The 24,189-nt window shown below is 62.1% G+C and carries 21 protein-coding genes, 1 tRNA gene and 1 pseudogene; 10 read left to right on the top strand and 13 right to left on the bottom strand.

Translation table 11 applies throughout. The features are described 5' to 3' along the window. Positions 1–7: 7 nt before the first annotated feature. The 8 genes and pseudogenes from EV679_RS09025 to EV679_RS08990 form a co-directional block, all read right to left on the bottom strand. Positions 8–2,374, bottom strand: coding sequence for an esterase/lipase family protein (locus EV679_RS09025; protein ID WP_238591306.1), 2,367 nt, complete (start codon positions 2,372–2,374; stop codon positions 8–10). Beyond that, positions 2,371–3,459 carry an Lnb N-terminal periplasmic domain-containing protein gene (locus tag EV679_RS09020; RefSeq protein ID WP_127774085.1) on the bottom strand — a complete coding sequence of 363 codons (1,089 nt, stop codon included), beginning with the start codon at positions 3,457–3,459 and terminating at the stop codon, positions 2,371–2,373. Before EV679_RS09020 ends, EV679_RS09025 begins: the two co-directional genes overlap by 4 nt. 361 nt (positions 3,460–3,820) lie before the next feature. Continuing rightward, the gene (locus EV679_RS09015; RefSeq protein WP_130487008.1) at positions 3,821–5,161 is read right to left on the bottom strand and encodes a type II toxin-antitoxin system HipA family toxin; all 1,341 of its coding nucleotides are present in this window, start codon (positions 5,159–5,161) and stop codon (positions 3,821–3,823) included. A 1-nt stretch (position 5,162) separates the two neighbouring features. After that, positions 5,163–5,426: a helix-turn-helix domain-containing protein gene (locus EV679_RS09010; RefSeq protein WP_083969414.1), complete on the bottom strand. Its 264-nt coding sequence runs from the start codon at positions 5,424–5,426 to the stop codon at positions 5,163–5,165. Between the two features lie 518 nt (positions 5,427–5,944). Further along, positions 5,945–6,029, bottom strand: a tRNA-Leu gene (locus EV679_RS09005). Positions 6,030–6,342: 313 nt separating this feature from the next. Beyond that, positions 6,343–6,807 (bottom strand): annotated as a pseudogene (gene secG, locus EV679_RS09000) (preprotein translocase subunit SecG); the annotation flags it as partial. Between the two features lie 23 nt (positions 6,808–6,830). After that, positions 6,831–7,583 carry a triose-phosphate isomerase gene (gene tpiA, locus EV679_RS08995; protein WP_130487007.1) on the bottom strand — a complete coding sequence of 251 codons (753 nt, stop codon included), beginning with the start codon at positions 7,581–7,583 and terminating at the stop codon, positions 6,831–6,833. Positions 7,584–7,707: 124 nt separating this feature from the next. After that, positions 7,708–8,691, bottom strand: a complete 984-nt coding sequence (locus EV679_RS08990) for an NAD(P)H-quinone oxidoreductase (protein ID WP_130487006.1) — start codon at positions 8,689–8,691, stop codon at positions 7,708–7,710. Positions 8,692–8,855: 164 nt separating this feature from the next. Here EV679_RS08990 and EV679_RS08985 point away from each other — a divergent pair, with 164 nt between their 5' ends. Next, on the top strand, positions 8,856–9,662 hold the full coding sequence (locus tag EV679_RS08985) for a rhomboid family intramembrane serine protease (protein ID WP_130487005.1): 807 nt from the start codon (positions 8,856–8,858) through the stop codon (positions 9,660–9,662). Positions 9,663–9,727: 65 nt separating this feature from the next. On the opposite strand, the gene EV679_RS08980 is transcribed toward EV679_RS08985, so the two are convergent. Together EV679_RS08980 and EV679_RS08975 are read right to left on the bottom strand one after the other, a co-directional pair. Beyond that, complete coding sequence (locus tag EV679_RS08980; RefSeq protein WP_130487004.1) at positions 9,728–11,686, bottom strand: L-lactate permease; 1,959 nt, start codon at positions 11,684–11,686, stop codon at positions 9,728–9,730. A 188-nt stretch (positions 11,687–11,874) separates the two neighbouring features. Then, entirely contained in the window at positions 11,875–12,933 is a 1,059-nt protein-coding gene (locus EV679_RS08975; RefSeq protein WP_130487003.1) for an ornithine cyclodeaminase, read from the bottom strand. A 157-nt stretch (positions 12,934–13,090) separates the two neighbouring features. Between EV679_RS08975 and EV679_RS08970 the strand changes: the two genes are divergently transcribed. The 9 genes from EV679_RS08970 to EV679_RS08930 all read left to right on the top strand — a co-directional run bounded on the left by EV679_RS08970 (position 13,091) and on the right by EV679_RS08930 (position 20,525). Beyond that, positions 13,091–13,513 carry an Lrp/AsnC family transcriptional regulator gene (locus EV679_RS08970; RefSeq protein ID WP_068367913.1) on the top strand — a complete coding sequence of 141 codons (423 nt, stop codon included), beginning with the start codon at positions 13,091–13,093 and terminating at the stop codon, positions 13,511–13,513. A gap of 171 nt (positions 13,514–13,684) precedes the next feature. Continuing rightward, positions 13,685–14,575, top strand: coding sequence for a MurR/RpiR family transcriptional regulator (locus EV679_RS08965; RefSeq protein ID WP_068369187.1), 891 nt, complete (start codon positions 13,685–13,687; stop codon positions 14,573–14,575). 86 nt (positions 14,576–14,661) lie between these two features. After that, positions 14,662–15,420, top strand: a complete 759-nt coding sequence (locus tag EV679_RS08960; protein ID WP_202969519.1) for a transporter substrate-binding domain-containing protein — start codon at positions 14,662–14,664, stop codon at positions 15,418–15,420. Positions 15,421–15,445: 25 nt separating this feature from the next. Next, positions 15,446–16,162, top strand: a complete 717-nt coding sequence (locus tag EV679_RS08955; RefSeq protein WP_068367915.1) for an ABC transporter permease — start codon at positions 15,446–15,448, stop codon at positions 16,160–16,162. Further along, a complete protein-coding gene (locus EV679_RS08950) occupies positions 16,162–16,881 on the top strand; it encodes an ABC transporter permease (RefSeq protein ID WP_068367919.1) in 720 nt (239 codons plus the stop codon). The genes EV679_RS08955 and EV679_RS08950 overlap by 1 nt, the downstream gene beginning before the upstream one ends. A gap of 2 nt (positions 16,882–16,883) precedes the next feature. After that, complete coding sequence (locus EV679_RS08945) at positions 16,884–18,164, top strand: NAD(P)/FAD-dependent oxidoreductase (protein WP_130487002.1); 1,281 nt, start codon at positions 16,884–16,886, stop codon at positions 18,162–18,164. 18 nt (positions 18,165–18,182) lie between these two features. Continuing rightward, positions 18,183–18,971 carry an amino acid ABC transporter ATP-binding protein gene (locus EV679_RS08940; protein ID WP_068367921.1) on the top strand — a complete coding sequence of 263 codons (789 nt, stop codon included), beginning with the start codon at positions 18,183–18,185 and terminating at the stop codon, positions 18,969–18,971. Positions 18,972–19,199: 228 nt separating this feature from the next. Continuing rightward, positions 19,200–20,135, top strand: a complete 936-nt coding sequence (gene lhpI, locus EV679_RS08935; RefSeq protein WP_068367924.1) for a bifunctional Delta(1)-pyrroline-2-carboxylate/Delta(1)-piperideine-2-carboxylate reductase — start codon at positions 19,200–19,202, stop codon at positions 20,133–20,135. A 168-nt stretch (positions 20,136–20,303) separates the two neighbouring features. Continuing rightward, positions 20,304–20,525 (top strand): DUF2798 domain-containing protein, encoded by a 222-nt coding sequence (locus EV679_RS08930; RefSeq protein WP_130487001.1) that lies wholly within the window; start codon positions 20,304–20,306, stop codon positions 20,523–20,525. A gap of 604 nt (positions 20,526–21,129) precedes the next feature. Here the strand turns inward: EV679_RS08930 and EV679_RS08925 are convergent. The 3 genes from EV679_RS08925 to EV679_RS08915 form a co-directional block, all read right to left on the bottom strand. Continuing rightward, positions 21,130–22,788 (bottom strand): GMC family oxidoreductase, encoded by a 1,659-nt coding sequence (locus EV679_RS08925; RefSeq protein WP_202969520.1) that lies wholly within the window; start codon positions 22,786–22,788, stop codon positions 21,130–21,132. Between the two features lie 386 nt (positions 22,789–23,174). Continuing rightward, the gene (locus EV679_RS08920; protein WP_207224915.1) at positions 23,175–23,567 is read right to left on the bottom strand and encodes a PPC domain-containing DNA-binding protein; all 393 of its coding nucleotides are present in this window, start codon (positions 23,565–23,567) and stop codon (positions 23,175–23,177) included. Continuing rightward, on the bottom strand, positions 23,567–24,076 hold the full coding sequence (locus EV679_RS08915; RefSeq protein ID WP_477218291.1) for a PPC domain-containing DNA-binding protein: 510 nt from the start codon (positions 24,074–24,076) through the stop codon (positions 23,567–23,569). Before EV679_RS08915 ends, EV679_RS08920 begins: the two co-directional genes overlap by 1 nt. Between the last annotated feature and the right edge of the window lie 113 nt (positions 24,077–24,189).

Raw genomic sequence — 24,189 nt, 5'->3', positions numbered from 1 at the left:
ATTGAGCCTACGGTGAGTCCGGCCCCAGGCGGATGTGGATCACTTCACTTGCAGATTCAGGCGCAGATGCAGGCACAGCCATGGCAGGACCCGTGCTGGCCGGGTTCACGTGTGCTGCCTCAGCCTGGCTTTCCTGCACGGGCAAAGGCGTGCGTACGGGCACCCCATGCCCTGCTTCCCGTGCCTGGATATCTTCATGCAAAATGCGCCGCAATTCCAGAATGGCAGCAGCGGTCTCCTGCACGCTGTGCCCGCTGACAATCACCTTTTCCGACACGGCGCCAGGCAGATGGGCGCTCCGATATGGAACAACGCCATCGTCCGTCTCTTCCAAAGGCCCTTCTGCCTGCTGGCGGCCGATGATGGAGTGATAGCGCACAGTATTGGAAAGCGGCAGCGCGGCAGCTGCCCGGACAAAGGTGTCCTGCTCATTGAGATTATCTATGCTGGTCGGCATGCCTGCCGGGCCGCTGCCCGCCAGCGTGCCATTGGACGCCCGCGCCTGCAGCGCATCATCAAAATTCTCGAGAATGGTCAGCGGCAGACGGATGAAGCTGGCGATCCAGCGCACCAGCCTGTGCGCAGCGACGGGCGTGCCACGATGCGGTGCGGCGATGAAGACCGCCCGTTCCACCCCGGGGAAAGGCTGAAAACGCAACATGCGATCTACTTTGGGCCGCAGGCGCTCGAGGCGTGCCGGCTCCATCGGATGTTCCTTCAGCGCCCAGTCCCATAACTGTTCGTCGGCGGAAGAAATCATCATGCGGGAAATCATTCCGCCCATGCTGTGCCCGACCAAAACCAGGCCGCTGGATGCAGTGGTCGTGCCTTCCGGGTCAAAATGCTGCAAGGTCCGCTCCAGCAGGCGACGGATGGCGGCATGGTTGAAGATCAGCGGAAGGTTGGTCGGATAATAGACCTGCCAGACCTGAAACTCGCTACGCAGCGCTTCGTCGCCAATGATTTCATTGGCGACATTGACCCAGGCCTCGGGGCTGCTGGCCAGCCCATGCAGCATCAGGAGAATGCGGCGGTCCGGGTCATAGGGTTGCATCATGTAGAGATGCGGCCGGTCTATGCCGTCCTCCCGCCCGAACAGATTGCGCAGGGACTGGCGACTGAATCCCGAACGTGCCAGCCAGAGGCCGTAGCCGGCAGTAAAGTTGCCCGCCAGCGGCACATGCTGGCCATTGAATGACAGTTCGCGCTCGACCAGTGGATCATGCACGCTGATATCCACTTCATGTGTGGCCAGCACCTCGTCTAGCGTCGTGCCTGCATAGCGGAACACCACGGTGATATTGGGCGACGGCATTTCGCTCCAGGCATTGGCGTACCTGCCCTGGGCGCCGGCTTGCGCAGTATTCGCAGTATCCGGCGCAGTGTCGGGCGTCACCGCGGGCACCGGCGCACCCAGCCGTACCCTGCGCTGCGCCTTGCTGCCCCCAGCCCGGCCGCGTGTCGCCTGAGCACCAGCGGGCGCCAAACCTTGCAGCCTGCTGGCGCCGTCCGCACCCGCTTCATCCCACAGGGCAGCCGCCTCGCCAGGCTGCAATGATGCAAGCGATGGTGCAACCGGCGGCGCATCCATTACTGCAACAAGCTCCGCCCCGAAACCGTCCCGCCTGTAGATACCCCTCAAACCCTGGAATGCGAGCGAAGAGGCTGGCACCAGCTCCTTCACCATCTCCACGCCCTCGGGCAGACGCACCGCCAGCCTGACCTGCAATACCCAGTCATCCAGCTTGAAGCGGGTCATGGCATTACCGGCCGAAGCCGACTGCCCCCGGTGCCCGGCAAACATACGGGCCACGGCTTCCTGTACCGCGTAGTTGTACCAATCCCGCACCTGGGTCTGTCTGTCCTCGAAGGCTCGCTCGCCAGGCGTGCGCGGCGTAAAGAACAGGTAGGCATAGGCATGGCGCGCGGCCTCCATCCAGGGCGTCAGGCCGCCAGGCCCGTTCATCCCTTCCCCATAACCCCCCTCGGCAGTGCTCATGGCCATCTGCAACCATAATTCAGACAACGCCGACATGCGGCGTTCGTCGCTAATGCCGGGCACCTGCCTGACGGCATCAATGCAGGTATGGGTGATGGTATCGGCGCAGGCCTCCTGGTCCAGGCCTGTCACGCGTATGGTCTGCGCCGTCAGCCCACTCAACTTGCCACTGGTCAGGATATCGCCACGCTGCAAGGCTATATATTCCTTGGCCGTCATCGGCTGAATGCTCACCGAGGGCTGGAACTCGCGCAGTACCCCGCAACCGCCCAGCATTGCCAGCAGGGCGACCACCGCGCCACGGCAGGCTGCCAGCCGCATCCGGCCTCGCCGCGCCACCATGGACGAACTTGCTTCCTGGCGCCTGCCCATCATTGCGCCGCCCCGCCTGTAGACGCCATGGCGGGAATCCCCTGGCGTATCGCAGCCGGAAACTCAGCCAGCGTACCGGTAAAAGCACGTGCCCGCGCAGTAATATTCCCTGCCTGGCGCAAGGTGAGGAAATCCAGCCCCGGCGTCAGCCCGCCCAACTCATAGGCATACTCATCGAAGTACCCGGACAGCAACACCCGGTAATCCAGCGGCAGGCCATCAGCGATCTGCCGCGCCAGATCCACCACAATCGTCGTGCAATTGCTCGTCAGCGTATTGTAGAAACGGGGCGTCGAACGGATGGATTGCGCTTCGTGCACATAGCCAAGAAACGCCGCCTGCAATTGCGCTGGCGTCAATGCCAGCCGATAAAGTTGCACATCTTCGCCGCGCGCATTGGTGCGGACACGGACAATATCATTTTCATCCGCAGCGATAAGCACCGCTTCATATTGCCGGAAAAATCCCGCGATGGCAGAAAACGTCTCATGACTTTCCTTGCGGATTTCCAGCGAAAAAACCAATTGCCTGCCATCGGCAAAGCCAAACGACACCAGCGTATGCGCAATCGCTGGCCCCATCCAATAGGACAGCAGCAGATCGCCCGACACCAGCTCATCCAAGTCGTATTCGCGGGTTTCCCAGCGCGGTGTGTAATCCGTCTCGCTGCGCCAATCGAAATTGCGCACGTTGTGCAAGGTCACGTGATTGCCGTCGATGTCGGCCTCCAGCAGCTGGGCGACATCATCCGCCCAGACTCGGTCATGCGAAGGCCGCAGGTTGGCCCACCATCCCAGCACGAGCACGCCAGCCAGGAGCCCCAGGCCATAGACCCAGGCCGCCCGGCGCCGCCGACAAGCCCCACGGCAGAACACGCATAATACCGCCAGCCCCAGTGCCAACCACACAGGCATGACCACCCAGCGCCATCCCGGCACCGCCTGGTACCAGAGCGCCAGGCAGCCCCAGACAAAGAAACCAGCAATCAGGCAGGCACCCAAGGCCAGCAGCAGCCAACGCAAGGCAGTCAGCCAAGGTCCAGGCGGACGGCCAGCAGGATCGGGATGTAGAAAACAGCGCTTTGTCATGGGAGCAACTCAGGCGCGACGCCTGTGGCGCAAGGCCTGTAGCAACAGGATCCGATTTGACCATAATTGCCATCACGGCGGCGGTTCTTGAAACAGGCCGTCAACAACAAACGGGCGAGAGCCAACCGTTATGCCGACGATTGCCAAACGCTAGACACCCATGCGGTTTTTTCAGCACGCATAGGCTCAGCACTGCCTATTTGCTGACTAAACTGGTTGTTCGCGGGATAATAGCTGCGGGCGGGACAGCGGGCGGCGCGAATTTACCGACTCACGCCGCACATCGGACCGTCTTGTGCGCGTGGCCGAACGCGTGGTCACTCCGGCAGAAATCCAGCAACTGCCCGCCCTGACCAACGTATTAAGCGGCCGCCGCACCCAAGACCCGCACCGCCTTTTCCAGGCCTCGCAGGACGGTTTCGGCGACGTGTGGCGAGAAATCCGCCGGCAAATCGGCTGTCACCTCTGCAATGACCGCTGGAGTCCTGGCCAAGAGCGCTTCGATCAAAGGTTCCGCCGTAGCACCATAACCGACTTGCTGCGCCGTACTGTTGAAATGCCGGCGCTGGATACCCTGCATGGCGTAATGCCGGTTTTTGCCTAGCAAGGCCATGGCGAGCTTGATATCATGGGGCGACCATTGGTTGGGACCATTGCCCTGCACCGGATAGACGGACATCACGTCGTAAAGCGGCGCCAGCTGAAAGCGCCCGCGTGGCAACAACTGAATGCTGAAGTTTTTGGCGTGGCCATCAGGCGCGCGCAGCAACCAAAACAGCACTTGCGCCGCCATCAAGGTCTGCATGTCGGCTTGAGGGCGCACCGATTGGCGTAACGTGGCAAACAATGCCTTCAAACCCGGACCGCCCTCGCTTTCGTACTTGCGCAACGGCGAGCACGCCTCGACCTGACAGAAATCTTCCTGCGGCAAGCGCATCAGCCATTGGCCGTTAGGCGCAACGCGCCGGTCGAAGCGCTCCACCACCAATACGCGTTGGCTGCCAAACGTGGCAATCTGTGCGTTAGCCACTGGCAAGCCATACGCCTTGAGCAGCCGCAAGCATAGCCATTCGTTGTCCACCGATGTGCGGAAGTCCGCCAGGCGTCCGCCCATCAGGCCGAGTGGTAGCTTGAAAATATGACTGCTTGGCGTCGCGTTGCGTGGTGCTAACCATTGGTCATCCCACCAGAGGAAAGCGGTTTTTTCCTGCGCGCCGGCCAAGGAAATCCGAAAATCGGCGTCAGCATCGCGTCCGGCCATCACGGGCCGGGGCGTAACGGTCTCGATCAGATGGCGCTCGATGTCCTCCTCCGACATCGCTACGCCTTCAATACGGTCAAAGCCCGCCGGTGCCTCATCTTCGTCGAGCAGCTGCACCGCGCCCACACAGTCGCGTCCAATCGCCTTCAACAGATCAAAGGGATGCACCGAGCCGGTCCGGAAACGTTCGGCCACCCGGCGTCGAATCGCATCACTATCGGGCAGTAGATTATCAAAATAGTTGGCGACAGCCGCCCCTTTGATCGGCAGGTTCTCCAGCGTAAACGGCAAGGAAAGCGACAGCGGTCGGCCGATCTCCGCACTGACCCAAGCCGCGTCATACTGCACGCTCATCTCACCGCGTGTGGGAATCGTCCATGTCCCGACCCGGACACCATTGGTCCAGATAGACAGACGCCGCGTATGCGATAAACGCCCCATCTCACCAATCCATCGCGGACGCTGCGGACAACGCTTCGCTGCCGCGTGCGCCGACACTCAACTCCAGCCCCAGCGTCGCGCACCACGCCAGCAGCTGCCCCACGCTCAACTCTTGCGCATGAAGCTCCAAGTGGGAAACACGCGATTGGCTTAGGCCTATGCGTGACGCCAGTTCTGACTGCGTCAAACCCGCTGCTTTACGAGCGGCTTGCAGCGTTGCGCCCAACTGGCCTGGGGTGACCAAAGGATAAGAAGCAGGCAGCATGATATTTACTCGAAATACAGATAAACGAAAAATATCTGAAATACAGATACTCGTCAAATATTTGCATAACAAATACACGGCCGCGTTAGCGGCCGTTGTCTTTCAGTCTGATGCATTCCCAAGGCCAGCCCCGCTTCTTTGATGCCGCGTCATCCGCATAACGACGCAACGCATCGCGCAGGGAATGGCGCCTCGCCAAGGACGCAAGTCGCCTGTCGCCGTGGCGAATGCTCACGCTGGGCTGCCCGGATTACTGTTTCTCGTTTTGTGTGAAAGGCGGCGCTGTCCCATATGGGAGCTTGGCCTGTGTCGTAGCGCAGTGTGATCTGCACTCGATGCGTCCGTTGGACAACTTTTGAATACTTGCCATCATTGAAGCAAGGAACCAAGCGCGGGGCAATCTGGGGCCAAAAAGCGGACTACATTGATTTCAGGGGATCAACCGCTTTGTTTCCGGCTTGGTAACCGACTGATCTTGAAGATTTTTTATTTTACAAGACCAGCGATAAGAAATTTATTGGTGCCGTCGGCGAGACTCGAACTCGCACAGCTTTCGCCACTACCCCCTCAAGATAGCGTGTCTACCAATTCCACCACGACGGCACTGGCACCAATCCGCTGCCTTAACTAGCTCAGCGTTGAATAGCATTAAATTATAGCATGGATTTTTTTATTGCAAACTGGGAAATCAAAAATTTCCCAGTTCCGCATACTGGCCACCCCATGCCCTGCCAAAAACTCAGGTGTGACAGCCACGCCATCACACCCCAAGGTACTTTCTTTACTGTGCGGCAGGTTCAGTTTGCTGCTCGGCAGGCTGTGCCGATGCGGCTTGCGGTGCCTGCTCGGCAGGAACCGCTTCCGGCTGGACGGCCTCCGCCTGTTGCGGCTCCACCGGGGCGGCCTCGGGCTCGGCGGCCGGCGTGGCTGCTTCGGGCTGTTGCGGCACAGCGTTCTCCGCCGGAGCGACGGGCGCATCCTGCGGCGCGGCAGGCACTTGCGCTCCAGGCGTGACCGGCGCGGACGGCACAGCGGCAGCGCCACCAGCGTTATTCACCGGGGTATCGCCCAGCTGGGGCACGGACAAGTCCTGATAGCCCTGCATCACGCCGGTTTCTTCGGCCTTTTCCTTGGCGCGGTTGGGCGCGTAGCTGAAATAGGCCAGGCCGGTCGTCACGGCGAAGAACAGCACCGCCGCCCACTTGGTGGTACGCGACAGGAAGTTGGCAGCACCCGATGCGCCAAACAGGCTGCCGGCGGAACCGCTGCCGAAAGAAGAGCCCATATCGGCGCCCTTGCCATGCTGCATCAGCACCAGGCCGATGATCGTAAAGGCGGAAAGGATTTGAATGACCAGCAACAACGTGTAGATCGAAGACATGCTTGTAATAGCTCCAGAAACTTTTATGCCGCGGCGATCTTCAGGAAATCGTCCGCCACCAGCGCGGCGCCGCCAATCAGGCCGCCGTCGATGTCAGGCTGGGCAAACAGCCCGGCAGCGGAGGCAGGCTTGACGCTGCCGCCGTACAGGATTCGAACTTCAGCGACAGCGGCACCCAGCGTGCGCAGTTGGGCCCGGATGGCCGCATGCACTTCCTGGGCCTGCTCCGGCGTTGCGCTCAGGCCGGTACCGATGGCCCAGACGGGCTCGTAAGCAATGACGGTTCGCGCCACTTGCTCGGCACCCAGCGCCAGCACCGGCGCCAGTTGTTCGGCGATGACGTCCAGCGTCTTGCCGGCCTCGTGCTGTTCCAGCGTTTCGCCCACGCACACAACCGGCGTGATGCCTGCCTTCAGCGCAGCAGCAGCCTTGGCTGCCACATAATCATTGCTTTCCGCATGGTAACTGCGTCGTTCCGAGTGGCCCACGAGCGCCCAGCTGCATCCCAGGTCTGCCAGCATCGGCGCGGAAACCTCGCCCGTATAGGCGCCTTTTTCATGCGTGCTTACGTCTTGCGCCCCCCAGGAAACCGGGGAGCCTGCCAGGGCAGCGCCCGCCTGAGCAAGATACGGAAATGGCACGCAAACACCGATTTCAGCCGTCTGGCCGACGGCGCCAGCGCGCACAGCGGCCAGCAGCGTGGCGTTATCGGCCAGGTTGCCATGCAGTTTCCAATTGCCCAGCACCAGGCGCTTGCGAGTATTTTCTGCGTTCATGCGTCAGTATTGCGAAATCGGGATAAACGCAGGATTGTATCCTGTCGGCCCGCCCAATGGTTAGAGAAGCCGCCCTTGTGCGCGAAAAAAGCTGCGCCAGCGCTGGCGCAGCCCGCCGATCAGCTTAGTCCTGCAGCTGCAGGACCAGTTTGCCGGTATGTCCGCCCTCTTCCATGACGGCATGCGCCCGGGCCGCGTCAGCGAATGCAAACACACCATGCACAACCGGCCGGATACGCCCTGCGGCCAACAGGGGCCACACCCGCTCACGCAACTGGCGGGCCACTTCGGCCTTGTAGGCCACGCTGCGCGGGCGCAAGGTCGAGCCCGTCAATGTCAGGCGGCGCTGCATGATCAGGCCGGCATTGACCTCGGCGCGCGCACCGCCCAGTACCGCGATGCATACGGCACGGCCATCTTCGGCCAGGCATTTCAGGTTGCGCGCCACATAATCACCGGCCACCATGTCCAGAATCACATCCACGCCACGGCCCTCGGTCGCCTCCTTGATGACCGTCACGAAGTCTTCGCTGCGGTAATTGATGCCGCGCACGGCGCCCAGCGCCTGCACCGCCTGCACCCGTTCGTCGCTGCCTACCGTGGCATAGACCTTATGGCCCAGCGCAGTGGCAACCTGGATGGCGGTTACGCCGATACCGCTGGCCCCGCCATGTACCAGCAAGGTTTCGCCTTCAGAAAGACGGCCGCGATCAAAAACATTGCTCCATACAGTAAACGCCGTTTCCGGCAGACCTGCCGCTTCGACCATGCTCCAGCCGTCCGGAATCGGCAGGCAATGCCCGGCAGGCGCCACGCAATATTCCGCATAGCCGCCACCGGCCGTCAGCGCGCAAACCCTGTCCCCCACACGCCAGCCACCGGCCTCGACATCTCCGCCGACAATCTCGCCGGCCACTTCCAGGCCGGGCAAGTCGGAGGCGCCGGGCGGCGGCGGATAGCTGCCCTGGCGCTGGAACAGATCCGGGCGATTGATTCCGGCCGCATGAACCTTGATCAGGACTTCACCCGGTGCGGGCACCGGTATGGCACGTTCGGCCTGCACCAGGACTTCCGGGCCGCCGGGTTGGGAAATCTCTATTACTCGCATGGAATGGCACCGTTACATGGGGGCATAAAACATACATATTAACGCGCCCGCCCAGCACGCCATTTCCCCTCTCGCTGTAACATGGCGCCATGTTGGCGCAGGCCTCCTGCCAGGCCCGCACCTGCTTCCGGCCCAGGCTCCGCCCGTTTCACCCATAGACCGATATGCAGACTACACGCTCTCCGTACTCCCCTTCCTTCCCCTGGCCCACGGCCGTACTGATCGCCATCAATGTGGTGCTTTACCTGCTGGTCGCGCTCAGCGGCGGCGAGTTCATTGATTTTGACAGCCGCCACCTGCAGGATTGGGGTGGCAACCTGTCCGTGCTCACACTGACCGGCGACTACTGGCGCCTGCTCTCCAATATGTTCCTGCATGGCGGCCTGATGCATCTGGTCGCCAATATGTATATGCTGATGATTGTTGGTCCGCTGACGGAACAGCGCCTGGGCCGCCCGGGCATGCTGGTCATCTATCTGATCGGCGGGCTATGGGCCAGTTTTTCCAGCGCCGCCTGGAATGCATACCATCTGTTTGAAACCGTCCCCGGTTTCGGTGGCATGCAAACCGTGACGGTAGTCAACCTGATCGTCAGTGTCGGCGCATCAGGCGCGATCATGGCGCTGTGCGGCGGCTTGCTTGCCAGCGCCCTCGCCAGCAAGATCCATACACCGGAAGCCAACAGCCGGCTGTTCAAATCGCTGTTCCAGGTCGTGGCCATCAATATCGTGCTGGGCCTGCTTATTCCCGGCATCGACCAGCTGGCGCATATCGGCGGCCTGCTGGCCGGCTTCGCGCTGGGCCTGGCGATCGGCAGCCTGCGCCCTGAGGCAACACAATCCCGCTACATCGCGCGCAGCCTGCTTTCGGCCGCCATCGTGCTGATTCTGCTGGCGCTGGCACTGGAAAATGGCGGCTGGGAAGAAGCCCACGCCGTCCGCGCGGAAATGCAGGCGCAGCAATACCGCTAAGGCCTGCCCTATGCCGGGCCTATGCCGGCCCGGAGCCTGATCTGGCCATTGAGCCGGCATACACATCAGCCTACAGCCGGCACCAGCAGCGCCGGCCCGGCATACGCCAGCAGCACGCATGCCAAAAGCAGCACGATCACGGCCACCACGGCCATGAAAGGCAGCACCGTGCGATAAACATCACGCATGCCGACCACCACGCCGGCAAAGCTGCAAGCCAGCATGATACGTACCGGCGAAAACGTGCTCATGGCAATGGCCGATGCGTGCTGCAGGGCCGCGGCTCCCAGCGCGCTCAAGCCCGTTCCATGGGCCAGCGCCAACTGTGAATTCATCAGCAGGCCATTGGATGCATTGGCGCTGTTGGTCACCAGGCCGAACAGCGCGGCCAGCAGCATGGATAGGAAAACCGACGTCCGCCCCAGCGCGTCCAGCATGCCCGCGGCCAGCGAAGTGGCTATTCCGGACAGGCTCAGCACTTCGGCCAGGATACAGAACAGCGCGGTGGTGAAGATCGCCACCTTGCCGCTCGTCCAGCTCTCCTGCATGATGGGCACCACGCGCCGCCGTTGGCGGATCAGCACCGCCACCAACAAGCCCAGCATCAGCAGCCAGACGCCAGAGTGGAACAGCGGGCTGAAAGCCGGCAGGTTCTCGAAGGGACGAATGCTGCCGGTTTCGCGCAAAAATCGTGCCCAGGACGGGATCAGGCGCGTTAATGCCAACCCGGCGACCAGCAGGATATACGGCCATACCTGGCGCGCCGCCAGCCACAGACTGCTGAACTTCGCATCATGGCTGAGAAAATAGCGCAAGGCGATGACTGGGCCGAAGGAAGCAATCAGCCCGGTTTCCGGGCCGCCCAGCCAGGTCATGAGCAGCAACAGCAGCAGCGTGCCGGCGAGCCAGGCGGCATCCTTGCGGCGCTCGTCGCGTGGAAACGGCAGACCGGCATGTGCCGCCAGGCGCCAGAAAAGCGGCAACCAGGCCAGCAGCATCAGGCTGACCATGCCGCCACTGAGGACTGCAAATGTCGCAGGATTGGAACCGGCCAGCGCAGCAGCGATCAAGGTGCCGCTGGCCATGCCCCCCCAGGGGCCCAGGGCCTGTCCGATGAAACCAAATGCCAGCAGATAGGCCGGACGCAGCGAGAGGGTTGCCAGCAAGGCAAACGTTCCCATCATGCCCACGCCAAACCCGGTAACGGATTCGGCAAAGGGACCAATCAGGAAACAGGCATTGAACAGGATGCGTCGTTGCGCCTGGGCTGCACGCGCCGCCTCGGCCGCCGCATGGACTTGCGCAATGGCTGCACCGCCTGCCAGTGCAACGGACTCCTCGCCATCGCTTGGCACCTGTTTCCGGCCCGGTTCCTGCGCCTGGTCAGCCCGTTGCGCCGGGCTGGCTTCCTGCGCCGGAACAGCCCCCGGCTCCAGGGTTGCTTCGCGTATCTGGGCTGCCTCTGGCGGCTCGGTTTCCCTCTGTTCATCGGCGAACGCCTGCCCGGCGGCTGCCGCCGGTTCATCCCGTGCCGCGTTGTCCGCCACAACCGGCACGGGGCTACAGGCAATGTTGTCGGCCGTGCCGACAGCTGGCTGAACAGGGACAGGATGAAGCCCTGACGCAGGTGCGACTATTGCGACAGTCGTCAGTGCAGAGGCCGAGACAGGGGCCGTCGCGGAGACGGTTGCGCCGACATCGGCGGAAGTGGATGCAGGATTGGCCGCAGGTGCGGGTGCAGGTGCCGAAGTTCCGGATTGACGGCCGCCCTCGCCCACCAGGCTGGCCACGCGCCAGAACAGCAGCCCACCCAATATATAAGGCACGACCGTCAGGCCGATCCAGCTGCCCCGTGCCACAGCAAGTATGGCCTCATGGAAGCCGAACACGCGTGGCGCGCTGAGGAACGCAACCAGCAGGGCCAGCGCCGCGCCCAGCATGGCGGAACGGATGACAGGTTGCCGGAATACACCTATCAAGACGATCAACAGAACCACCGGCGCCAGCCATAGCAGATATAGCACGTTCGTTTTCCACAGAATGCCGCCTCTGCCTGGCCACTAACGTTCAGCCCACAGTCAGAAAACGGTGAAGAAAATGAGAAATGCCCCGGCCAGAAAATGGCCAGGGCATGAATCTCTTATTCTACGTGCTGATACCGCGCCCGTACCGTCATATCGCCAAGTTTGACATGCACCTGGCAAGAAAGCTGTTATGCCGCCAATGCACCTGCAGGCGCAGCCGAAGCAGAGGCAGCACCCAACGCTTCACCGAACAGGTTCTTGGGGTCTGCCAGATCGGGCACCACTTCCAGTTTGACGCCCAGGCCATGGGCCTGCGCCTGATCATGCAGGAAACGCAGCGCGGCATAATCCTCCAGCGCAAAGCCAACCGAATCGAACACGGTAATTTCGTCGGTCCGGCTGCGTCCGGCACGCTTGCCGGCCAGCACTTCCCACAAAGGCTGCACCGTGTAGTCCGCTGGCATCTGCTGGATTTCCCCTTCAATGCGGGATTGCGGCTCGAACTCCACGAAAGTGGTGGCACCCAGCAGGATATCGGCAGCCAGTTCCGTTTTCCCGGGGCAATCTCCGCCGACGGCATTGATATGCATGCCGGGTTCGATCATGCTGGCATCCAGGATGATGGCGTTGGTCTTGTCCGCCGTGACCGTCGTGACGATATCCGCCCCTTGGGCCGCTTCCGCAGCACTGGCGCAGGCCACTAGCGTGAGGCCAGGCACCTGGGCCAGGTTGAGGCGCAGCTTGGCCGTTGCGCCGGGGTCGACATCGTACAGGCGGATGGTGTCGATACCCAGCAAGTAATGGAACGCCAACGCCTGGAATTCACTTTGCGATCCATTGCCAATCAAGGCCATGACCCGCGCTTGCGGACGGGCCAGCACCCGGGCGGCCAGTGCGGACGTGGCGGCAGTGCGCAAGGCGGTCGTGAGCGTGAGTTCGCTCAGCAGCAGCGGCTTGCCCGTGGAGACTTCGGCCAGTGCGCCAAAAGCCATGACAGTTGGCAGCCCGACCTGCGGATTGGAGGGGTGCCCATTGACGTACTTGAATGCATACAGCTCGTGATCCGCCGCCGGCATCAGTTCGATCACGCCGATATCGGAATGGCTGGCCACGCGGGCCGTTTTATCGAATGCCTCCCAGCGCAGGAAATCCGCCTTGATGTAGGCTTCCATCTGCCTGAGGGTCTGTTCAATCCCCAATCGACGGGTCAGCGCAACGACGTCTTCGGTTGCCAGGAAGGTAGTCATGTTTTTTCTCCTCTTGATGAATCGGGCGCCGAGAACAATCCGTTCCATGGCGCTTTTTTCTATTGTTTCTCAGCGCCAGATCAATTCATAGCGGCAAAAATATCTATAAAATGTCCATATATTGACTAAACGACAGAATAAAATGACGAAATTATCAATGGATAGCCTGGATCATCAAATCCTGGCCCTGTTGCGCAACGATGCCCGCACCTCTGTCGCCACGCTGGCAAAAAAGCTCGATGTCTCGCGCGGCACGGTCAACAACCGCCTGAACCGCATGGAGCGCGACGGCATCATCCTGGGCTACAGCATCCGCGTGCGGCCCGATTCACAGCCTGAGGAAATCGTGGCCTGGACCAGCATCGCCATCGAAGGACACGAAACGCAACGCATCGTCCAGGCGCTGTCCGGCGAACCGGCCATTGCCGAACTGCACGACACCAATGGCCGCTGGGACATGCTGGCGGAACTGCGGGTGCAGAGCATGGCGCAATTGGCCGAAGCCCTGGAACGCATCCGCCTGATCAAAGGCATTGCGGCCACCGAAACCAGTATCCACCTCAAAAGCCTGAAATTCTGAGCGCTTGCCGCATTGCCAATCACGGCTTTCGCTGGGCAATGCACCGAAATGACGCCTTTCATGCACCAAAAAATGGCAGGCCGCGCCGACTTTGCCTAGGGAATCCCCCAAGTACCCAATGCCAGCTTTATCCCATAAATTGAAAAAATGACAGAAAACTTGCAGGAAAGCATGGCAGACCCAGCCGCTACCGCCAGTGTGATTCAACGACTGGAACGTTTCCGCACCCAAGGCACGGCCTCGGAGCGCAGCGTGGCGAGCTATATGCTGGGCAACCTGAACAGCCTGCCCTTCGAGACTTCGGCCAGCCTGGCAGCCAAGCTGGGCCTGAGTGAAACCACGGTTGGCCGGTTTTGCCGGCACCTGGGTTTTCGTCATTTCAAGGATCTCAAGCAGAACCTGCGCGACGATCTCGGCGACAGCCCCTGGCTGATGGGGGAGCGTCTGCAGGATTTCCTGCAAAGACGCTCCAATGACGGCCCGGACTACAGCCGCAGCCTGGAACTGAGCATTGCCGCTCAAGTGGCCGTCTACGAGCTGACCAATGCGCCCCAGTGGCAGCCGGTGGTCGCGCGCCTGGCTGAATGCAAGACCGTATTGGTAGCCGGTTTTCAGACCGAACGCGGCGTCGCGGCCAGCATGGCCCACCTATTGCAGTACATCCGTCCTGGCGTGCACCTGATCGACAATGCCGCTGGCCACTACAGCGATGCGCTGCTGGCCGATCCGGCGGAAACCGCACTGGTGGTGTTCGACGCACGGCGTTATTCGCGCCATGCTCTGCTGCTGTGCCGCAAGGCGCGGGATCACGGCCTGCCGGTGACACTGGTGACTGACATGTATTGCGATTGGGCCGACAGCAGCGCCAGCGAAGTCTTCCGCGTGCCGACCGGCCTGGACCTGTTCTGGGAATGCACCGCGCCCATGCAGGTACTCGCGCACTTGATGGTCAATGAAGTCTTCGTCCGCCTGGGCAAACCCGCCGAACAACGACTGGAACAGATCGCCGGACTCAACCATGCATTCATCGGCTACACATCCGCGCGGGACGCATTTTCCTGAATCGGCCTAAACTGGACTGTTTCAAAGACGGTATCCTGCAGGCCGTTCCCATTTTTCACAATTATCAACCGTTCAAGGAGCGCATCATGAAAAAAATGCTGAAATCCATGCTGGCTGTCACGGCGCTCTGCGCAATTTCCGCACAAGCGCAAGCTGACACCATCCGCATCGGCATCGAAGGTGCCTATCCTCCGTTCAATGCCGTTGATGCCTCCGGCAAGCTGTATGGTTTCGATGTCGACATTGCCAATGCCCTGTGCGAAAAAATGCAGGCTCAATGCGTGCTGGTGGCACAGGATTGGGACGGTATCATCCCCGCCCTGATGGCACGCAAATTCGATGCCATCGTCTCCTCCATGGTGGACACCGAAGAGCGTTCGCGTCGCGTCGATTTCACCGAGCCCTACTACCGCACCCGCCTGGCTGTCGCCGTCCCTAACGATTCAAAGCTCACCGGTACGTCTGCCGATGAACTGAAGGACAGCGTGATCGGTGCCCAGTCGTCCTCCACGCAAGGCATGTACGCCGAAGATGTCTACGGCAAGGCCGGTGCCGACGTGCGCCTCTACCCCACGCCCGACGAAGCCGGCACCGACCTGATCAGCGGCCGCCTGGACGCCATCGTGCACGACAAGTTCCCGCTGCTGGAATGGCTGGAAAAAAACAGCGAAGGCTGCTGCAAGCTGCTGGGTGATATTCCGGGTACCGAAGGCGACACCAGCATTGCGCTGCGCAAGGGCGACAACGAACTGCGCGAACGCTTCAACAAGGCGATCAAGGATATCCGCGCCGACGGCACCTACCAGAAGATCTCCGAACACTATTTCGGCGCCGACATCTACTGAACGCCCCAGCCGGATATAGAAAAACATGCTTGATCTGCTCAGCCTGCTTTCCTTCGGCCAAGGCGGATGGGGCAGCGCGCTCCTCATGGGCGCGCTTGTCACTATCACGCTGGCGCTCTGCTGCGTGCCCATCGGCCTGCCGCTGGGGCTGCTCGTTGCGGTGGGGGCGCGCTCCAAGCGCCGCCTGCCCCGCGCCGCATCCACCGTTTTTTCCACTGTTTTCCGAGGCCTGCCCGAACTGCTGACCCTGCTGCTGGTGTACTACGGCGCACAAATCGGCATCGAACACCTGCTGCAGAAAATCGGCTACCAGAGTGAATTCCGCATCAACGCCTTCGTGGCCGCCGTCGTGGCATTCAGTCTGGTATTGGCCGCTTTTTCCAGCGAAGTCTGGCTGGGCGCCTTCAAGACCATCCCCAAGGGCCAGCAGGAAGCTGCCCAATCCCTGGGCTTGTCGCGCCGCACGACGTTCCTACGTGTCACGCTGCCGCAGCTCATGCGGGTCGCCCTGCCCGGGCTTTCCAACAACTGGTTGACGCTGCTGAAGGACTCCTCCCTGGTATCCACCATTTCCCTGGTAGACCTGATGCGCCAGACCAATCTGGCGGTTGCCGCCACCAAGCAACCCATGCTGTTCTATTTCGTCGCCTGCCTGCTGTACCTGCTGCTGTCGGCGCTTTCCGGCGTCGTGTTCAGCCGCGCTGAACGCCGTTTCGGCCGCCATTATGAAGGGGCACGCTGATGAATGAATTCGTGATGAACATGCTGTCGCACGTCATGGACCAGGATCTGCTGGAACGCTACGGCCCGCGCATGATGGACGGCCTAGTGATCACGCTCAAGCTGGTCGCCGTGTCCTTCGTGCTGGGCATGGCCCTGGGCTTGCTGCTGGCCATCGGGCGCATGAGCAAGAACAAATGGGTCCAATACCCTTGCCGTGCCTACATCTACTTCTTCCGCGGTTCCCCGCTGCTGGCGCAGCTGTTCCTGCTGTACTACGGCCTGGGTTCGTTCCGCCCATTCTGGCAGGATATCGGCCTGTGGTGGTTCGTCCGCGATGCCTGGTATTGCGCGTTGCTGGCCTTCACGCTGAATACCGCAGCCTATCAGGCGGAAATCTTCCGTGGCAGCCTGATGGCCATTCCCAAGGGGCAGTACGAAGCCTGCCAGGCACTGGGCCTGGGCCCGGCCACCGCCATGCTGCGCGTCATCCTGCCGCAGTCCATGCTGGTTGCCATCGGTCCGCTGGGCAATGAACTGATCCTGATGATCAAGGCCAGCGCCATTGCATCGCTGGTCACGGTATACGACGTCATGGGCGTGGCGCGCCTGGCCTTCTCGCGCAGCTTCAATTTTGAAGTGTATCTGTGGGCAGCCGTGCTGTACCTGATCATCGTGGAGATCATCCGCCGCGTGCTCAAACGTATCGAAAGCCGCTTGTCCCGGCATGTGGTGAACTGAACATGAATCAGCCTTCTTCCTCCACACGCAAAGGACATGACGTCCTGGTGCTGGGCGCGGGCATCGTGGGCACGAGCACTGCGCTGCACCTGCAGCAACGCGGCCTGTCGGTCTGCCTGGTGGACTGGCAACAGCCGGGCTCGGGCACCAGCCACGGCAACGCCGGGCTGATCGAACGGGCTAGTGTCGTGCCGTATTCGTTCCCGCAATCGCCGCTGGCATTGTTGCGCTACGCGGCCAACCGCCAGACCGACGTGCATTTCCAATGGCGCGCCCTGCCCGCCATGGCCGGCTGGCTCTGGCGCTATTGGCGCGAATCGGCGCCCCAGCCACTGGAGCGTGCGGCCCAGGACATGCTGCCTCTGATCGAGCGCTGTGTCACGGAACACGATGCATTCATCCAGGCAGCCAGCCTGCAGCACCTGGTCCGTCCCCAAGGCTGGATAGACATCTACCGCGAACCGGCTGCCTTTGCGGCTGCCGCTGCTGATGCCCGCGCCATTTCCAGCCGCTATGGCCTGCAGGCCGACATCCTCGATGGCCAGGCCCTGGCAGCGCGCGAACCTGCCTTCCTGCCCCAGGCGAATATGGCCGGCGGCATCCACTGGCTCGACCCATGGACCGTCAGCGCCCCTGGGAAGCTGGTGCAAGGCTATGCCGATTTGTTCTGCCAACGTGGCGGCGCACTGGTGCATGCCGATGCACGCGGCCTGCGCGAAAACAGCGCGGGCTGGCAACTGGATACGCCGAATGGCACGCTGCAAGCCGCTCAAGCCGTGATCGCGCTGGGCCCGGATGCCCCCGGGCTCTACCGTTCCCTGGGCTACGACCTGCCCCTGGCGCACAAGCGCGGCTACCACCTGCATTTCCGGCCCGGGCCGGACACCCCGGCGCCGCAGCATCCGCTTTGTGACTCGCGCGCCGGGTTTGTCCTGGCGCCCATGGAACAAGGCGTGCGCCTTACCACCGGCGTCGAGCTGGCGCTGCCCGATGCACCGCCAAACCGCATCCAGCTAGACCGCGCCGAACGCATCGCCAGGCGCTACTGGCCGCTGGGCACCGCCGTCGAGGCGGAACCCTGGATGGGCAGGCGTCCCTGCACTCCGGACATGCGTCCCATCATTTCAGCTGCGCCGCACCACCGCGGCCTCTGGTTCAACTTCGGCCATGCGCACCATGGCCTGACGCTGGGCCCGGCTTCCGGCCGCCTGCTGGCAGAAATGATGACTGGCGAGCAGACCTTCACATCCCCCGCGCCGTACTCGGCGCACCGATTCATGTAAGACCCGGAGACACCCTCCATGTCACAAAACCAAGCCTCACAACCCACTCCCAATACTCCCGGCAACGGCGACCAGCGCCCGGTGGTCGTCAAGATCCGTGGGCTGAACAAATGGTATGGGAATTACCACGCCCTGAAAAACATCGACCTCGACGTGCACCAGGGGGAACGCATCATCCTGTGCGGACCTTCGGGTTCCGGAAAATCGACGCTGATCCGCTGCGTGAACCAGCTGGAACGCATCGAAAAAGGCACCATCGAAATCCACGGCACGGATGTCACGCGGCAGGATACCCAGGCCACCCTCGCGCTGCGCGACGTTGGCATGGTGTTCCAGCATTTCAACCTGTTCCCCCACATGTCGGTACTGGACAACTGCACACTGGCGCCCGTCAGCGTCAAGGGTGAAAACCGCAAGCGCGCCGAAGAAAAGGCCCGCGAGCTGCTGGAGAAAGTCGGCATGGGCAACCACGCGGACAAATATCCAACCCAGCTTTCCGGCGGCCAGCAGCAGCGCGTCGCCATCGCACGCACGCTGTGCATGGACCCGAAGATCATTCTGTTCGATGAGCCCACCGCCGCACTGGACCCGGAAATGGTCAAGGAAGTGCTGGACGTCATGGTCAAGCTGGCCAATACCGGCATCACCATGCTGTGCGTGACCCACGAAATGGGTTTCGCCAAGCAGATGGCCGAGCGCGTGCTGTTCCTGGACCAGGGGGCCATCCTGGAAGACACGCCACCGCTGGCGTTCTTCGCATCCCCCAGCACCGAACGGGCCAAGGCCTTCCTGCAGCAGATCCTCTAAGCGGGCGCGGGCCATCCGCCCGCCCGCCGCGTCTGCAGCCCGGCGCCACCACGCGCCGGCATTCGCCTGGCGCCACGAGTTCTCCGCACACCCGCCCCCTGCTCCCACACGGGCCGCGCAACCCCCACCGGACCGTTGCGTCCCCGGCTTCCCGGTTCCCCATAACACCAGTTTTCCCAACCTTCTTCCGCCGGCACCTGTGGTGCATGGCGGCCACGGAGCTTCCGCATGCAACATTTCGACGCGCAGCAAACCCGCGCACAGCTTTCTTTCGATACCCTGGTGCCCGCCCTGCGCCAGGCCTTTGCACAAGGCGGCACGGTGCCGCTGCGCCACAATCACCCAATCGAGTGCCAAGGCGCGCACGGCATTTCCCTGATCATGCCGGCATGGAGCGAACAGGGCTACTATGGCCTGAAAACCGTCAACATCTTCTCGGGCAACGGCCAGCGCGGGCTGCCCGGCCTGCACTCGACCTTTATCCTGTTCGACGCCACCACGGGGGTGCCGCTGGCACTCATCGACGGCAACGAAATCACCTCCCGGCGCACGGCTGCCGCTGCGGCGCTGGGCGCCGACTTCCTGGCACGGCGCGACGCCAAGCGCCTGCTGCTGCTGGGCGCTGGCCGCGTCGGCAGCCTGGTGCCGCGCGCCATGCGTGCAGTGCGTGCGATCGAGCATGTCGATGTCTGGAACCCGAACGAAGAACGTGCCCGCGTGCTGATCTCGGAATTGCAGGCGGAAGGTGTCAGCGCCAGCTACGTGACCGACCTCGAAGCTGCCGCACGTCAGGCCGACATCATCAGCTGTGCCACGCTGGCCGAGGCGCCTCTGATCCACGGCGCCTGGCTGCAGCCAGGCGTGCACCTGGACCTGATCGGCAGCTTCACGCCCAAGATGAAAGAGACAGATGCCGACTGTTTCATCGGCAATGAAGTCTACGTCGACACTGACGAAGCCCCCACCAAGGCAGGCGATCTGCTGGATGCCTTCGCCAGCGGCAAATTCAGCCAGAACGACATACGCGCCAACCTGGAACAGCTGACTCGCGGCGAGCGTCCCGGACGTACCAACGACAGCGCCATTACCGTCTTCAAGGCGGTAGGCTCTGCACTCGAAGACCTCACCGCTGCAACGCTGGTCTACCGCAGCAGTCTCGCGTAAGGCTGGCTGCAATCGCTCCGGCCCGGCCGGCAGGCAAATGCCGGCCGATCTCCAGCGGCGCAGACTAACCCGCTATCGAAAGCAGGTATCATTCGTGCCTGATTGCCCCGGCCTGCCCCTGGCCGGGACTTGCCGCCCGTACCGGAACGACACAGGAACTGTTGCCGCATGAGACTTACCGTCCCGAGAATGATGCCGCTCTGCATGAGCTTCATCATGTCCCTGTCCATGTCATTCATCATGACGCTGTTGCATCGCGCCCCCGGCGTCGGCCTGGTCAAGCAATGGCTCTCCGGCTGGATCGTCGCCTGGCCCATCGCGGCCGTGCTGGCTTCCATCCTGGCGCCGCAGGTTTTCCGCCTGCTCAGCCGCCATTTTCCCATGAACTGAAACAGGCCTGGATTGTGCCGCGCCTGGCACTGCGCCCCCAAGCCAGAAATCGGCTATCATCTCGTCTCATTATTTCAGCCATGGCATCCGGCATTCCTGCGCCGCATACCAGGCTGGACATACCGGCACCGGCCCACCGGCCCTGCCCCACTGCCCGAGTGGTGAAATCGGTAGACACAAGGGACTTGAAAATTTGAGCCCTGCCTGGGGAAACCCGGCAGGTGACGCCCGTCAAACTCGGCGAACGCCCTGGATGCCAGCCATCCGCGCCAACGCCGAGCCAAGCCTGAGCAGGTTAACGCCTGCCAGGAAGGTGTAGAGAGCAGACGGCGGGCACCTACAGCCGCAAGGCCAAGGTGAAGGCGTGCTCCAGACCACGAACGCCATGCGCATGCATGACGGCGGCGAAAGCCGAAGTGGTAAGAAAATCCCTCGCCGTCAGGCATGCCGGTTCGATTCCGGCCTCGGGCACCAAAATATAGCAGTCCACGAAACCCGCATCAGCACTGGCTATGCGGGTTTTTTGTGTTCAAGCGGGCAACCCGATACCGGCGAGCCCCCCGTTACCTCTGGCACCAGGTTGGCCCACACGTTCCCGGCCTGCTCAGCCGCGCGCATCCGCCTTGATCATGTCCGCCGCTTTTTCCGCGATCATGATGACGGGCGCATTGGTATTGCCGGAAGGCACCATGGGGATGATGGATGCGTCCACGACCCGCACGCCTTCCAGGCCATGGACTTTCAGCCGACTGTCCACAACGGCCTGCGGCCCCTGGCCCATGGCGCAGGTGCCTACCTGGTGATGGTAGGACACGATGGCGCTGCGGCAGTAGTCCGCCAGTGCCTCATCAGTCTGCACTTCCGCGCCCGGATAGACCTCCCGGCCACGCCAGGGCGCCAAGGCCGGCTGGGAAGCGATCTCGCGCATCATCTTGACGCTGGCCACCAGGGTGTTGATATCCTGTGCCGTTGCCAGGACATTCGGGTCCAGCAAGAGCGGATCATCAACACCGGGGCCGCTCAGGCGCAGTTCGCCACGGCTGGTCGGCATGACGCAGGCCGCGCACAGCGTGAAGGCGTTGTCCGGGCCGCTTTGCTCAGGCGTGTAATAAGGCACGTTGAAGAACAGCGGCTGCATATCGGGCCCGGGCAGCTCGGGCCGTGTCTTGGCAAATAGCTGGCCGTGCAGCGGCGTGATGGCGGGATTTCCGCCCAGGTCCGGGATGGGCTGGAGGCTTTCATAAACGACTGGCACCAGCATGTGGTCATGCAGGTTCTTGCCAACGCCAGGCAGGTGGTGCACGACCGGTATGCCGACCTCATCCAGGTGCGCCTTGTCACCAACGCCGGACAACATCAGCACGCGTGGGGATTCGATGGTGCCGCCACTGAGCACCACTTCTTTCTGGGCACGCACTTCGTGCAATTTGCCCTGCTGCTCATAGACCAGGCCGGTGCAACGCTTGCCGTCCAGTGTCAGGCGCTGCACCCGTGCATTGGTGATCAGGCTCAGGTTGGGCCGCTCCAGCGCAGGGCGCAGGAAGGCCACGGCAGTGCTGGCGCGCTTGCCATCCCGGGTATTCAAATGATTGAACCCGGCCCCCAGGATTTCCTTGCCATTGTGGTCCGGGTTGTAGGGATGGCCGGCTTCGACGGCAGCATCCACAATTGCCTTGGTAACAGGGTGTGGCGTGTAGTTGACCGTCACATGCAGGGGGCCGCCCTTGCCATGATATTCGCTGGCGCCGCCTTCATAATCCTCGGACTTCTTGAAATAGGGCAGGACGTCAGCGTAGCGCCAGCCGGCATTGCCCTGTTCCGCCCAGGCGTCATACACGGAGGCATGGCCGCGTACATAGATCATGCCGTTCAAAGAACTGCTGCCGCCCAGGGTCTTGCCCCTGGGCCAGAACAGCTTGCGGTCATGCGCATGACGTTGCGGTACGGTTTCGTAGGCCCAGTCATAGGGGGTGTGCCAGAGTTCGATCAGGCGCAACGGCGTGGAGATTTTTTCGGAATCGTCCGGCCCGCCTGCTTCGATCAGCAAAACCCTGACGTCCGAGTCTTCGGTCAGGCGATTGGCCAATACACAACCGGCCGAACCGGCACCCACGATGATGTAATCAAAGCTGCCATCACGATCCTCCGCCGCGTTCACTTTGGCGCCAAGAACACCGCCCACCATCAACGTGCCGCTGGCGATGCCTGCCGTCTTGATGAAGCGTCGCCGCCCGAAGTGCATCCCTTGCTGTTGCTCTGCCATGCCTGTGTCTCCATCCTTGCCATGTTGTTGTCTTACCGGCCGAGGCGGGCCGCCCGTCCCACACACTGATGCGGACACAGGCACGGGCTGGACACCTCCGGGCATCTTCATGCCTGCCCAGCGCCCGGGTTTGCCACACGCAATTTACTGACCGGCCGGTCTGCATTAAGACTGTATCCCTGTCGCCCACTTAAATCATGCTGGATTACCTCAACTTGACAGTATTTCCAGACGCGTAGCACCACCCCACGCGGCAATAAATAAGGCGGCTGGGAAAGCCGCCGGAACAACCGCCACGCCAAGTGCCAAGCCGCCTCGGCCGCAACCGCCAAACAGGCCGCTGCCTGCAGGCAACGGCCCGTCACCGGAACATACGGCGTACCGGCTTACGCCTGCGCCGGCAACCACTCCTCCAGCGTCACCTCGAACGTCACGCACACCGGATTGCCTCCGGCAACGAACGGTCCGCCATACACCCTGCCCTGGGGATCCGCCACTACGCCGGTCAGGAAGGCGCGCAGGGTGCCGTCGGACTGGCTACGCACCTCACCGGCCAGGCTGACGATTTCCACCGCCGGCCCGGCAATGAATTGGGTATCGCCATCGCCGCGTTCCAGGCAGCCATCAATCAGGCTGCCCAGCGCGCCGCGCACGAAAGCATTGCGAAAGCCTTCAGCCAGGCACAGCTTCTCCACACCCTTGACCAGGTCTTCGTTGGGCGCAATGCGTGCATAGGCCACCCGGCCCATCTGGCCGGATTCGACATGGGTCACCGTCATCATGCATTCCTCGCTTGGGCGGGCTGGCCGGCCGGCTCGATATCGTGCGGCTGCAGCAAAGACTGGTTGGTTTCCGGGTCGAATGCGACCCGCAATTCGAAGTTATCCAGCGAAAGCACCAGGATGGACACGCCACCGGGGCCGACGATCGCATTCTGCGTCAGGATATGGCCGCCATAGGGCGTACCGTACTCATCGGTCACGGCTGCGTGGCAATGGATGAGCGGCTCGCCCACTGCCGATTTGCCCAGCGTGGCGTTGCCGAACACCATATAGGCCTGATGCAACGGAATGGCGCTGGTATAGCGGACGATGGTCTGCTGGCGCGGGTCTGGCGGCGCGGTGCAGTATTCAATATAGGAAAACCGGCTGCCCAGCAATGTCATGGATGCACTGGCAACCTGGTGATGGGCCAGCGCCTGGCTGATGCCGTCAAACAAACTGATGCCTTCGGGGATGGCAAGGCGGAAATGCCTGCCTGAACGGGCGCTCCGGCTTTGGATGCGCACCGGGTTGAACGCGCCGGGCGGAATCAGTGTGCGGGCGCGCAATGGGTTGTACTTGCTGCCTGACCCATGATCGACGGGTGGATATGGCATGAGAGATCTCCTTGTTGCAAGGG

Origin of the sequence: Kerstersia gyiorum (assembly GCF_004216755.1) — a bacterium.
GTDB lineage: Bacteria > Pseudomonadota > Gammaproteobacteria > Burkholderiales > Burkholderiaceae_B > Kerstersia > Kerstersia gyiorum.
Note: the sequence above shows the minus strand (reverse complement) of the source record. Positions and strands in the feature narration are given on the sequence as shown.

Bases quoted from the DNA above. Each gene is read 5' to 3' on its own strand.
- EV679_RS09025 (WP_238591306.1), bottom strand. From the start codon at position 2,374: ATGATGGGCAGGCGCCAGGAAGCAAGTTCGTCCATGGTGGCGCGGCGA.
- EV679_RS09020 (WP_127774085.1), bottom strand. From the start codon at position 3,459: ATGACAAAGCGCTGTTTTCTACATCCCGATCCTGCTGGCCGTCCGCCT.
- EV679_RS09015 (WP_130487008.1), bottom strand. From the start codon at position 5,161: ATGGGGCGTTTATCGCATACGCGGCGTCTGTCTATCTGGACCAATGGT.
- EV679_RS09010 (WP_083969414.1), bottom strand. From the start codon at position 5,426: ATGCTGCCTGCTTCTTATCCTTTGGTCACCCCAGGCCAGTTGGGCGCA.
- tpiA (WP_130487007.1), bottom strand. From the start codon at position 7,583: ATGAACGCAGAAAATACTCGCAAGCGCCTGGTGCTGGGCAATTGGAAA.
- EV679_RS08990 (WP_130487006.1), bottom strand. From the start codon at position 8,691: ATGCGAGTAATAGAGATTTCCCAACCCGGCGGCCCGGAAGTCCTGGTG.
- EV679_RS08985 (WP_130487005.1), top strand. From the start codon at position 8,856: ATGCAGACTACACGCTCTCCGTACTCCCCTTCCTTCCCCTGGCCCACG.
- EV679_RS08975 (WP_130487003.1), bottom strand. From the start codon at position 12,933: ATGACTACCTTCCTGGCAACCGAAGACGTCGTTGCGCTGACCCGTCGA.
- EV679_RS08970 (WP_068367913.1), top strand. From the start codon at position 13,091: ATGGATAGCCTGGATCATCAAATCCTGGCCCTGTTGCGCAACGATGCC.
- EV679_RS08965 (WP_068369187.1), top strand. From the start codon at position 13,685: ATGGCAGACCCAGCCGCTACCGCCAGTGTGATTCAACGACTGGAACGT.
- EV679_RS08960 (WP_202969519.1), top strand. From the start codon at position 14,662: ATGAAAAAAATGCTGAAATCCATGCTGGCTGTCACGGCGCTCTGCGCA.
- EV679_RS08955 (WP_068367915.1), top strand. From the start codon at position 15,446: ATGCTTGATCTGCTCAGCCTGCTTTCCTTCGGCCAAGGCGGATGGGGC.
- EV679_RS08950 (WP_068367919.1), top strand. From the start codon at position 16,162: ATGAATGAATTCGTGATGAACATGCTGTCGCACGTCATGGACCAGGAT.
- EV679_RS08945 (WP_130487002.1), top strand. From the start codon at position 16,884: ATGAATCAGCCTTCTTCCTCCACACGCAAAGGACATGACGTCCTGGTG.
- EV679_RS08940 (WP_068367921.1), top strand. From the start codon at position 18,183: ATGTCACAAAACCAAGCCTCACAACCCACTCCCAATACTCCCGGCAAC.
- lhpI (WP_068367924.1), top strand. From the start codon at position 19,200: ATGCAACATTTCGACGCGCAGCAAACCCGCGCACAGCTTTCTTTCGAT.
- EV679_RS08930 (WP_130487001.1), top strand. From the start codon at position 20,304: ATGAGACTTACCGTCCCGAGAATGATGCCGCTCTGCATGAGCTTCATC.
- EV679_RS08925 (WP_202969520.1), bottom strand. From the start codon at position 22,788: ATGGCAGAGCAACAGCAAGGGATGCACTTCGGGCGGCGACGCTTCATC.
- EV679_RS08920 (WP_207224915.1), bottom strand. From the start codon at position 23,567: ATGACGGTGACCCATGTCGAATCCGGCCAGATGGGCCGGGTGGCCTAT.